Annotated in this window: 6 protein-coding genes and 1 pseudogene (1 of these 7 running past the window's edge); 2 read left to right on the top strand and 5 right to left on the bottom strand. The window is 66.8% G+C overall.

Annotated elements, in window-relative coordinates; all coding sequences use genetic code 11:
• Positions 1 to 71: 71 nt before the first annotated feature.
• From JL475_RS34935 to JL475_RS34920, 4 genes are all read right to left on the bottom strand, one after another.
• Positions 72 to 1,916 carry a hypothetical protein gene (locus JL475_RS34935; RefSeq protein ID WP_202282232.1) on the bottom strand — a complete coding sequence of 615 codons (1,845 nt, stop codon included), beginning with the start codon at positions 1,914 to 1,916 and terminating at the stop codon, positions 72 to 74.
• On the bottom strand, positions 1,909 to 2,391 hold the full coding sequence (locus JL475_RS34930) for an ABC-three component system middle component 2 (RefSeq protein WP_307825262.1): 483 nt from the start codon (positions 2,389 to 2,391) through the stop codon (positions 1,909 to 1,911). The genes JL475_RS34935 and JL475_RS34930 overlap by 8 nt, the downstream gene beginning before the upstream one ends.
• Positions 2,367 to 3,380: an ABC-three component system protein gene (locus JL475_RS34925; protein ID WP_237409146.1), complete on the bottom strand. Its 1,014-nt coding sequence runs from the start codon at positions 3,378 to 3,380 to the stop codon at positions 2,367 to 2,369. Before JL475_RS34925 ends, JL475_RS34930 begins: the two co-directional genes overlap by 25 nt.
• 329 nt (positions 3,381 to 3,709) lie before the next feature.
• Positions 3,710 to 4,297: a hypothetical protein gene (locus JL475_RS34920; RefSeq protein WP_202282229.1), complete on the bottom strand. Its 588-nt coding sequence runs from the start codon at positions 4,295 to 4,297 to the stop codon at positions 3,710 to 3,712.
• Between the two features lie 484 nt (positions 4,298 to 4,781).
• On the opposite strand from JL475_RS34920, the gene JL475_RS34915 reads away from it, so the two are divergent.
• The gene (locus JL475_RS34915) at positions 4,782 to 8,522 is read left to right on the top strand and encodes a hypothetical protein (protein WP_202282228.1); all 3,741 of its coding nucleotides are present in this window, start codon (positions 4,782 to 4,784) and stop codon (positions 8,520 to 8,522) included.
• Positions 8,523 to 8,571: 49 nt separating this feature from the next.
• Here the strand turns inward: JL475_RS34915 and JL475_RS34910 are convergent.
• Positions 8,572 to 9,186, bottom strand: a pseudogene (locus JL475_RS34910) (transposase family protein); the annotation flags it as partial.
• A gap of 451 nt (positions 9,187 to 9,637) precedes the next feature.
• Here JL475_RS34910 and JL475_RS34905 point away from each other — a divergent pair.
• Positions 9,638 to 11,510 carry the 5' portion of a tetratricopeptide repeat protein gene (locus tag JL475_RS34905; RefSeq protein WP_202282227.1) on the top strand. The gene runs 11 nt beyond the window's last position, so the window shows 1,873 of its 1,884 coding nt (coding positions 1–1,873); the start codon lies at positions 9,638 to 9,640; its stop codon lies off the right edge, out of view.

The following is an 11,510-nucleotide window of genomic DNA, read 5'->3' as shown; positions in this document are numbered from 1 at the left end:
TGGACGAAGACCGCTGATGAGATCTTCGAACGCCTCGCCGGATATCTGAACCGAATCAAAGACTCGACACACTAGCTGTCCGCAGCGGAGACGGGGAAGAAGCCGTGCCTGCCCGGTCCGGTCCCGGTGAACCGGTAACTGCGGGCTTCGGAGAGCACGTCGATGGGCGGGTCACCGTTCTCGACGACGATGGCCTGTCCGGGGAAGTCGAGCATGTCCCGGTAAAAGTGGTCTACCACGTGGGAGGTCAGGTCGACGTCCTCGCCGATGGGCTCGTCGCTGATGGGGTCCCGGTAGGTCACCACGGGCGAGTCGAGGACGACAAAACCCGGATGCGGCCTGTCGTTGCTCAGACAAAACTGTGCCAGCGCGGTGGTGAATGCCGAGTGCAGGACGGAGCGGACGCCCTTGCCCCGGCTGGCACGGGGACGGCCTCCCGCACGGACGTCCATGGCGTATTGGTCGTACTCCGCGAACTCCACGGCGGGGACCTTCCACGCTTCCAGCGTGCGGCGCAGCGTCTCGTCGAAGGCGGACAGAATCCGGTTGGGGACGTACTCGGCGGGCCGCTGCCCGGGTCCGACCGTTTCGCCGTCCAGCCGTGAGCGCCGCTCCTCCAGTTCGTCGATCCGCGCGTGTAGCTCAAGACTCCGCTCGATCTCCGAGCGGACCTGCAGGTGCTCCTCCATGCGTTGCCTCAGAGGTGCCAACTGGTCCTCCGCCGCGCGGATCTCTGCATCCATGCGGGCCGTCTCCCGCAGTAAGGACGTCCGCCGTGCGCTGAGCGTGTCGAACTGGGCGCACAGGTCTTCGATCGTGGGAAGCAGATCGGCCAGCAGAGAACTGGTCTTCGCGGTCTCGTTCTGCACTGCGAGGTGCAGCTGGGTCGTTTCGTGTTCCCCGTGGCCGGGATTTTGGTGCTCGGGCTCGGCGCCGCAGAAGACACACGTGCCGACGCGGAAGTAGCCCAGAAGGCTGCCAGCCTCGGTCACCATCTCCAGGCGCCGGAGGTCAGAGCGGTACTGCTCCTCCAGTAGCCCGAACCGGGAGACCAGGTCACCCACCTCCGCGAGGCGCGACTCCACCGCGGACAGCTCCTCGGCCGCCCTCATACGGCTCGTAACCGCCCCAAGGTGACGGTCGGTGATCACCCGCAGGGTGGTGGAATGTTCGTCGATGGACGCCTGCAGGCGCACCTGACGGTCCCGCAGGTCCCTCACGTTCTCGTTCGTGGTCAGCTTGCTCTGCAGATCGAGGATGATCTGGTCGAGTAGGGCAATCTTCCCCTTGTGAACGCGGCGCTGCCCGGCGTTGAGGCCAGTGTCGACGTCCGGGTCGCCGTCCCCGGTCAGCATCAACCGCATGACCGAGGCCGCTGCGGTCTTGCCGCTCGCGGCGGACGAGTGCAGGACTGGGGACAGGGGGGCGACCATGTGTGTCTCGGGAATCACGCAGAGATGCACAAGATCGCGCAGGGCCAGGACCCGGCTGCCGCCCGCCTCGTTCTTGCGAATCCTCACATCTGCCAGCCCCAGCTCGCCGAGCAGGAACAGCGAAAGGCTGTTCTTGCTGCGCGCCGTGTGAGCTGCGGTGACCTGCGTGTCGGCGAAACCAGTGACCAGATCCCGCAGATCGTCCCGGTAGACGTGGATGGTGTTGCCGCCCGGCGCGCGCAGCAGAGTCAACGCGGCTCCGCCCGGCAGCCGCAGCCCCAGCAGGACCTGGCTATAGCCCTCGGCCTCCGGGACCTCGGGCGCTCGGGTGCCGCCGAGCATGTAATCGATGGACTCGACGATGAACGACTTGCCGGTGTCCGAGGCCCCGTAGATCACCGTCAGCGCCGGGTCGAACTCCACGCTCGCGGTGGGCTTGCCCATGCCCGCGTAGGTGAGGTGCACCAGCCGCAGATCATCCATGACCGGCCCCGTCCTCTACGAGTCCGGCGAACGCGCGGTCGACGATCTCCTGTGTCGCGGCGCGGGCATCTGACCGAGCCGCGAACTGGTGGACCGCCCACTCGGCGCGCTCCCGCAGCGACTCGACGTAGGGCGCCTCCAAGACGTCGACGAAGACAGGGCCCCGGTCGGTGGCCGCATACATCAGACCCTCGCTGCGGTCCACTATGCCCGCCAGGCCAGCCCTGATCAGGACCAGAAGCGCCTGCTCCAGTACGGCCCGCTTCATCCCGAGCTCGCCTGCGCGTCCCGGTAGGTCGGGATGGAGACTGGGAGGCCCGTCGTATTCACCGCTGTGGAGCAGCACATGGTCCAAAGCGACCAGCTGCGCGAGGTCCATGGGTTCGGGGTGGCTCTCGGCCAAGAGGACAAGGGCGCGTACGCCAACCTCGAGGGGGCTGTTGAGCGGGGTCACTTCTCTCCCTCCCTGCACCATGTCAGACGCGCCTCGTTCGCCAAGTGATGGCATACCCCTTTTCGGGCCTTCGGCTCCACGAAGGGAACCAGAGCCGTCGGGGTCAGCTGGACGGTCCCGGCAGCCTCCACGACAGCACCGTGCCTCTCCCAGCCGTCCGGATACGAGCGGGCGGCCACCTCCACGACGATGTCGTACACGTCCTGCTTCACCCGCTCGAAGTACGCCGGCTTGGTGGCGTCGCGGGCAAACACGCGCAGGGCCTCGGCCGCGTAGAAGGCCACGCGCTGGCGTTTGAGGTGCTCGTCCGCCTCCTGGACGCTGGGTACTTCCTCCAGGCTGTCGATCGTGCCGGGGTAGCGCTCGCGGTATACGTCGACGAGACACTGGACATAGCGGGTTTCGTCCTCGCTGTGCTGGGGTGGCGGAACCATCTCCTGTGGTCCCTGTTCGAACGGCGCATACGGGAAGCGGTCCGCCCAGTGCGGGGTGGTCTTGTGCAACGCGAGCATCTCGTCCAGGTCGATGCACTCGAAGATAGAGAAATCGGTCTCCGCGGCAAGGTCCTCGACGGCTCTTCGCTGCTCAGCGGTGAGGTCGGTCACAAGCTTGTCCCGGGTCGTGGACAGTTCCTGCAGGAACTTGGCCCGACAGTCGGTCGGTTTCGCGAATAGGCGGGGCAGGCTGCGCGAGATCCTCGGTGCGACGAACACGTACCGGGTGGGAACGGTGAACTCGCCAGCTGCGGCGGCCACGAACATTTTGCGCATCTCCTGGGCCGCGGTAGCCCAGGCCACGGCAGCGGCGTACCGCTTGCACTGGTAGTTGTGCCATTCCCCCTCCAGCCTCTCCCGCGACAGATGGCCGGCTACGTCGATGCCGTGGTCGCCTGAACCGCCATGCCGTTCGACCATGACGTAACTCGGCTCCAGCGCCGGAACCCACTCCTTCACGAACTCTTCGAACTGGTCCGGGTCGTAGAAGGAGACCATCTGTTTCGGCGACGGCATGGGCGCCATGCGCAGCCTAGGGGGCAGCACTGTCAACGGTGGCTGTTCTGCCTCCCCCGGCCCTGCATTGTGCGGATCAGACACCCCGTTGTCCCCCTGTTGCGCCAAGCGACATCAACAACCGTCGCTCCTGAGCAGACGTGTTTCATACCCCTGGCCGATTTCGCCAAACGGCCGGGCAGGAGCGCTGTTTCGTTGCCGACTCCGCTGGTCGGACGAGTGTGGGCGGTGAGTGTCCGGCTTGGTTTCGGGAACGGTTCTTCGTCGCGCGCCGCCCGTGGCCAGGCCACGTACTCCGGCTGGCTCCACCTGGCCCGCGATCTTCTCGTTCACCAGGGCCTAGGCACGCCCGTCTCATGCGGGCCGGTGGTGGCCATGTCGAACTCGTCAGAACTGAGATCCTCGATCAAGCCCCTGAGGGCGGCGCAGCGCTGTGTTTCCCTGCGTTTCGTCGGCTCGAGACGGTTGCTGATCTTGGTTTCGCCGATGACGATCCGGCCGTCGGCGACGGCCCAGAGGTCGACCTCGATGTCCGGGTAGCCGTCCCGGTGGACGCTCGCCTCGGGCATGTGCATGAAGGATTGCGCGGACTTGGCGAGCGTGGTGAGGGCGAGGACCGGTACGTGGACGTTCGAGCGCAGGCACTGATAGGCGACCTCGTCGAGACCGTAGTACCACTGCGGCTCCAGCTCCTGCCCCTTCCAGTCCTGCCCCTTCCAGGCGGATCGGACGATCGGGCTGTGCTGCCGGCAGCGCTGGCATCGGAATCCCAACCCGATGTCCTCCAGCCGGTAGAAGGCTGCGCCGACGCACTGCCCGCAGGTCACCAGAAGGTCCCTCGCCGAGATGGACCACTGCAGGTCCCCATCGAGCAGCTGCCGGGAGGACTCCTGACTTCCGCCGGTCATCGCGCTCACGTTGGCGAGCGTGAGGTACTTGCGGTCCTCCGGCGAAGGCCTTCGCGGGCGGTGGTACACCGGGTGCGGGCCGGGCACGGCTGGCGCTCTGTCCCTTAGGTGGCTGGCGCCGATCTTGGACGCGCCTGGGCCGGTTCAGATCGGGGCCCAGGCGCCCCTCCTGAGCGGCTACTGGTTCTGGACCCACCACACAATGCCCGCCACGAGTGCTGAGCCCAGTGCCCAGCATGCGCCACGGACCAGGCTAAAGAGCGCGGCACGGCCCAGCTTGCGGGCTATGGGCGTGGTCATGTTCATGCGTTCCTCTTCTCGGTATCCGCCAGCCGGTGGGGCCGGACAGGGATGACCGTGCCGCGTGTGGGTGGTGGATGTCCGAAAGGGCGGGCGGGGCGGGCGAAGTGCCTCTACGCTCCTGGTCATTGGCGTGCCCGTTGTGCCCCGAGGCGGGCAGACGGGCGGCGGGCACCCGGGGAAGGTGGAGTAGGTGGGGGAGTCGTCCAAGGCTCGTGAGCTGTACGACGCGCTGCGGGCCCTGGAGGCCAAAGCCAAAGCCGCCCGCCGTCAGGCAGGGCAGGAGCATTCGCGTCGTGCTGTCGCCCGCGCGGTCGGCGGCCGCGATTCGAAGGTCGACCGGCGCCTGGCGGAGTGGCTGCACCCCGACTGGAACCGAGCGAAGACTCCGGATCCGAGCAGCAGTGAGCAACTGATCGCCGTGGTCCAGCAGTGGAGCACCTGGGCGAATGTGCCGTGTGACACGCGTTGGTGGCGCACCCTGTTGGATGACGCCCAGCCGCTCCGTTCGCCTCTCGCGCCTGCGAAGCCGTCATCGCGGGGAGACGAGAGCCACGCCGCTTGGATCGAGCAGTACATCCTTCCGGTGCAGCTGCTGGACAGGGACGCCGAACTACGGGAACTGAGCGCGTTCTGTACCGCAGCGGATTCCCCTAGTACATCCGCGTACGGGTGGTGGCAGGCGCCTGCTTGGGCGGGCAAATCAGCCTTGGTCTCCGGCTTCGTTCTCCGGCACCGGCCGGACGGCGTGGAGATCGTGTCCTGCTTCGTCACCGATCGCCTGGGCCGCAACGACCGGCAGGGATTCCTCCAGACGGTGATACGGCAACTGGCGGTGGTCGCCCAGCGGGACGTTGGAACCGTGGGAAGCCGGCCCGAGGACTTCCTCGACCTCTGCCGAGCCGCAGCGGAGGCGTGCCAGGGCCGGGGGCGGCGCCTGGTGCTGATCGTGGACGGCCTCGACGAAGACCAGGGACCCGCAACCGAAGGGCTGAGCATCGCCGCCCTGCTGCCGAGGGTCCCGCCGGCCGGCATGCGGGTGCTGGTCACCGGCCGGCCCAGCCCGCCCGTTCCGGACGATGTCCCCCCCGACCATCCCCTGCGCGCCCGGGACATCGTCCGCACGCTTGATCCCTGGTCTCACGCTCCGGGTATCAGCGCCTTCGCCCGGCATGAGCTGCATCGGCTCCTGGACGACGAGGAGATCGGAGTCCCCCTCCTCGGCTTGCTGGTCGCGGCCCGCGGCAGCCTCACGGCCGCCGACCTGGCCCACCTTGTCGGTGTGCGCCCCTACCGGGTGGACCGGCTCCTGCGGGGGATCACCGGCCGCAGTTTCATCCCCGGCAGCCACGGCCAGGTCCTCGTGTCCGACTTTCCGACTGCCTCGCACGTCCATGCGCTGGGCCACGAGGAGCTTCGTCGGGAGGCCCTGACCGCCTTGGGCGGCGTGACCGGGTTCGAGAGGCAGCTGCACGAGTGGGCGGATGGCTATCGCGCCCGGGACTGGCCATCCGATACTCCGTCCTACCTGCTCTACGACTACCCGCGCATGCTGCACAGCGCCGGCGACATCCAGCGGCTGACCGAGATCGCCCTCGACCCGCATCGTCAACGTGCCCTGTTGGAGCGCGCCTCACTGGATACGGCGTTCTCCCACATCGAGCTGACCGCCCAAGCAGTCCGACGCCATCGTCCCGACGACTTGGTGGCGTTGACGGTGCTGGCGGCCTCCTCGGCCATGCTCGCAGAGCGGGCCAGGGCCCTGCCAGCAGGTGTCCCGGTGGCGTTCGCCAGGCTGGGACACGCTCGGCGCGCCATGGATCTTGCGCTCGTCGCACCCTTTCCGGCGGAGAAGGCTGTCCGGCTGGCGGAGCTGGCCCGCGTGCTGGTCGGAATCGGCGACCGGCACGCCGTTGAGGCGGCGATGGAGGCCGCACGATGGGCTGAGCGGGCCCGCCGGGAGAGCGCTCCGCCGAGCGGTGATGAGCAGGAGGCGGAGGAGGCCACCGGGGAGGCCGCCGTAGCACTGATGGCCGTCGGCGAGCTGCACCAGGGACGCGAACTGCTCGGCAAACTCGGGGCGTCGGCAGCAGCCGGCGACGAAGCCGGGGCCACTGTGGTGGCCCGGGCCGCCCTCGCAGCCCAGTCTCACGACCCCGCTTTGGCTCAGGAGTTGCTGGAGCAGGCCGAGCGGTATGCCGAGGAGCTGGCCGACGGCTCTCCGGCCGATCCAAGCGCGCCCGTGTCGGCATGGGCCGCCATCGCCGCGGCCGCCGAAGGCGAACAAGTCGACCGGATGTACGAACGGATCAGCCAGTACACCCAGGCGTTCCCCGCACGTCTCACCGCATGCGCCGTCGACGCTTCCGCAGCCTCGGCCCTGGCCACCGCCCGCCCGCAACAGGCGAACACTCTGGCTGACCGGGCGGCACAACGCCTGGAGGCTGCGCTGGGAGATCCCGATGCACTGTCGACCGACGACGAATCCGATCTGACCATGCTCCTCAGCCCCATGCTGACCGCCGTCGTACGGGCTTTGGTGGACACCGGCTCGGTGGACCGTGCGCGCGGTCTCGTAGCTTGCGTGCCGGAGGAGAGGCACATCGGGCTGATGGGTATGGACACGCTCGCCGGGGCCCGGGCCGCGCTCGCCGATGGCCTCGACGACCCGGGCGAGGAACTATCCGCACAGACGCTGGCTCAGCAGGCATACCGACTCGCGGAGCGTAACGAGCCCGACGAGGCGAGTCGGCGGCTGTCTCAGGCGCTGGAAGCACTCGGATCTCCCCAAGATCGAGGCACCCGGCGCAACCAGCCACGGGAGACCTGGTTCATCTCGTTGTGTGCAGCGCTTTCGGCCATCGGCCGGCAGGGTGACGGCGCGCAGTTGGCTCGGAGTCTGCGGAACCCTGTCGAGCAAGTGCAGGCGCTCGCTGCGGCAGCCGCCTCAGCCTCACCGGCCGGGCATCCCGAGGATGCTCGACGACTGGCGTGCGAGGCCGCTGACCGTACCCGGACGCTGGAAGGCGCCGACAACTTCTCCTTCTTCGATGGCGCTCCGGGCCGGGAGGTGGCCGACGCGAAGGGCGCTGCTGCGCAGGCCCTGGCCCACATCGGCGAACGTGACCGGGCCCTGGCCCTCGCCGAGGAGACCGGCCCGGCGGATCACGACAGAAGGCAGCGCGCGCTGGTGGCCGTCGCGGCCGGGCTGCGGTTCTACGACCCGGCCACCGCTGTGTACCTCATCGACCGCCAACGAGAACGTCTCCTGACCGCGGACTCATCACCGCGTGGTTGGAGCGGACGTATGGCCGAGCTCGGTGAGCTCTTCGCCGCCATCGCCGATGCAGACGCAAGATGCGCTGACCGCCTTCACCAAGCCGCCGAACACGTGGCCCAAAAGCTCAAGGAATCAGAGACCTGGCTGGATACGGAGGACCTCCTCACGATGCTCCTCATGCATGCTCGAAAAGAACGTGACAACGCCTGCAGCACGCTGACGTCGTGGGAGGAGAAGTCGACCGGCAACGCCCCGTGGGGGCTGCCGACCGGGGCCATCGCTATCGCCCACGCGGCGCTCGGCAACCTCGACGCCGCACGCCATTGCGCAAGCCGACACAACGTCCCGTATGACCGTGCCGAGGCGTTCGCGGCTGTGGCCGGCTATCTCACCCGGACACCGTCAGGCATCCGCGCCGTCTCGGCATCCACTAGCACTACCTTCACTGAGACGTTTCGAACACTCGCCATTGCCCAGATTCCGCCCGACATGATGGAAACGGCGCAGGAGGCACGGCAGTTCACGGCAAGCGCGCTCGCAGGCGACGGCTGGCACCACGTCTTGCCCGTACTGGCCCGCATCGCCCCGGCCGCTGTAGAACGCGTGAGGGACATAGTCTTCGCTCACCGCCGCCTTCCGCTGGCGAGCGGCTAACCGCGTGTGCTGCTTCGCGCACGAGGCACACACGGAGCCGTTTTCAACCTCATGCTGATGCGTGGTGAAGGACGAGGACAGCCTTCACGATGTCGGTGATGCGGTTGGTGCTGCAGCGGAGTTTCCGCAGCAGGCGCCAGCCTTTCAAGGCGGCCATCGCCTACTCGCCGACGCAGCGGATCTTGGCGTGGGTGGTGTTGTGCCAGCGCTGCCACCGCTTGAGCCGACGGCCCCGGAGCGGGAAACGAACGGGTCGGCCGGTTCCCTGTACGCCTTGTCCGCCCAGCACTTGAGTCCCTCCTCCGTGAGGGCATGGATGATCCCGTGTGTGCGGGCCGCGGTCAGGTCGTGCGTGGCGCCGGGCAGCGCGGGTGAGGCCCATAACAGTCGCCGAACGGGTCTGTGAGTACCTGGACGTTCATCCCGTGCCGCTGGTGCTTCCCGGAGTAGTACGGGGTGTCCGCAGCGGCCTCCCCCAGCCTTCGGCCGGGAGGTGCCCCTAGTCGATCGGCAGCAGAGTGCCGTCCAGGAGCACGAAGGCCTTCGTCCGTGCCGTCTTCATCGCCTCGGCCAGGCTTGGTGCGAGGGCGGCGAGCACTTCAACGGCCTCGCACACGTAGCGATAGACGGGTGCGGCGCCGATGCCGAACCCGGCGGCAAGCTGACACAGTGTCACCGTACACCAGCAAGTGACGCGGGACTCCTCCTCCCTAACCGTCACTCAGAGTGATTGACTTCGGAGTTGTCTACGGCCAAGTCGGCAAGTCCAAGATAGTCCCAGGAAGCTCACCGTCCAGCGGAGCAGGCGCTACTGTGGCATGTTATTCCCGGCGAAGTGGACTGCCGAGGACCACCGGTTGCGATAGCAGTATCCGCAGCCACTCAGCCGCTCCCTAGGCCGACCGTCCGGGGATCCCGGCTTGAAGGCATTCCGCAAGGCGCGTCGACGGTGTATCGGCCGGAACCTGAACGGACTTGGAGGGCAGGCAGCAATGGCACGACGTGACGGAGAGCGGGCCTCGCGGCACAGTGTCAGTGCGAACGCCGTCCAGGCAATTCAAGTTACCGGCGATAACAACCACATTGTGCAAATTGGGCTGCCTTCCTGGCGAACCATGGTCCCTTGGCCTCTGTGGATCGGGACGGTTCCCCCGCTCGCCGCAGCCTTCCAGCCCCGTTCATCCGCAGCCGGGACGATCGAGGAGGAACCTGCCCCTGCCAGCGTTCCCGTTTACATCATCTCCGGGCCAGGCGGCGTAGGGAAAACCCAGCTTGCTGCTTATGTAGCCCGCGCTCTCCGCGATCAGGAAAGTTCAGCTGGCGGTCTGGATATCCTCGTCTGGGTCGACGCATCCGACTCTGAGCAGATCGTCGCCGCCTACGCCCAGGCTGCGGAACGACTCGACTTCGTCGAAGCCAGGGCAGAGGACCGTATCACCGCCGCTGAAGCATTCCGGACCTGGCTCTCCTCCACAGATCGACGATGGCTCCTGGTCCTCGACGACGTACGCGACCCCGCAGCTGCCGAGAGGTGGTGGCCTGAGGGGACCGGTTCGAGCAGGGGGCGGGTCATCGTCACGACCCGCCACCGTACTCACAGTTTCTCAGCCGCTGGACCCCGCACTGTCGGTCTCGAACTCAACGTGTATGAAGTCGATGAAGCCCTCACCTACCTGCGCCGGCGTCTGGCAGACGCCGGTAGGTCGCAGCTCTACCAGTCCTCTTCTGCACTGGAACTCGTTGAAGTTCTTGGCTGTCTGCCCCTCGCACTGGGACTCGCTGCCGCCTACATGCTTAACCAAGAAGTCAGCACCGATATCTACCTGGATCGCTTTCAAGACCATAGGAACCGGCTGTCCGATCTGCTTGCCCCAGACCTTGACGGGGCTGCCGCAGATCAGCATGTGAGAACAGCGCTGGCCGCATCACTCAACGCCGTCGAAACCGCCGACGACACTGGCCTCGTCCGCGATCTGGTGCGACTCATCGCCTTGATGGATCCGATGGGGCACCCATCGGAACTGTGGCTCACGACGCCGGCTCTCGCTTACTTCCGCATGAGGCGGGAGAGGCGGCGCAGCCGCTGGTTCACGCGTCGCCGTCCGGTATCCCACTCCGACGTTCTCCGGGCACTCGGGCACCTACGCACATACGCCCTTATCAGTCAGGACAGCCCGGCAACCCCCGCTCGCATGCATGCCCTCACAAGCCGTGCCATCCGCGAAGGAACCCCCACCGGTGCCCTAACCGCTCTTGTCACCACGGCAGCTGATGCCTTGGTAAGCCTTTGGCCAGAGAGGGACGAGCGGAACGAGGATCTGGCTGCACTGCTGCGCGCCAACACCGTCGCGTTGAACCAGCACGCATATGGGCGCTTGTGGAGCAACCGGGTGCATCCGAGTCTCATCCGGGCCAGCGACAGCTTCCATGAGACGGGACTTCACCAGCAAGCTGTGGAGTTCGACGAGTCCTTGGTCCACCAAGCCGAGCGTTACCTCGGCGGCGAACATGTAGACACGGTCGAAGCGTACGTCAGACTGGCGACCTCTTATCGCGACGCAGGTCGCCACGAGGACGCCGCGCACCTCATGACCAAGACTCTCCACATCTCAGAGCGACTCCTCGGGCCTGATCACGAGTACACCATGGCGGCGCGGAGCGCTCTGGCGATTCTGAGGATGGACGCCGGGCAGGTGGAGGAAGCAATGCTGCTCAGCGAGCAGGTCCTCTCTGACATTGAGCGTGTCTTGGGCCCTGATCATCCGGACAGCCTTGCGGCACTGAACAACCTGGCAGCCTCCTACCACGAGGCAGGAAGAGTTGTGGAGTCTCTCGAACTCCGAGAGCGGGTTGTAGCCGACTACGCGCGCACCCTCGGCCCTGATCATCCGAACAGTCTCGCGGCACTGAATAACCTGGCAGCCTCCTACCACGAGGCAGGAAGAGTTGTGGAGTCTCTCGAACTCCGAGAGCGGGTTGTAGCCGACT

The organism is Streptomyces sp. M2CJ-2 (assembly GCF_016757295.1).
Taxonomy (GTDB): Bacteria; Actinomycetota; Actinomycetes; order Streptomycetales; family Streptomycetaceae; genus Streptomyces.
The sequence above is the reverse complement of the archived record's forward strand: the minus strand, read 5'-3'. Positions and strand labels throughout refer to the sequence as shown.

What these genes read in the sequence shown, in the direction of transcription:
- JL475_RS34935 (WP_202282232.1), bottom strand. Translation starts at nt 1,916, where the DNA reads ATGGATGATCTGCGGCTGGTGCACCTCACCTACGCGGGCATGGGCAAG.
- JL475_RS34925 (WP_237409146.1), bottom strand. Translation starts at nt 3,380, where the DNA reads ATGCCGTCGCCGAAACAGATGGTCTCCTTCTACGACCCGGACCAGTTC.
- JL475_RS34930 (WP_307825262.1), bottom strand. Translation starts at nt 2,391, where the DNA reads ATGGTGCAGGGAGGGAGAGAAGTGACCCCGCTCAACAGCCCCCTCGAG.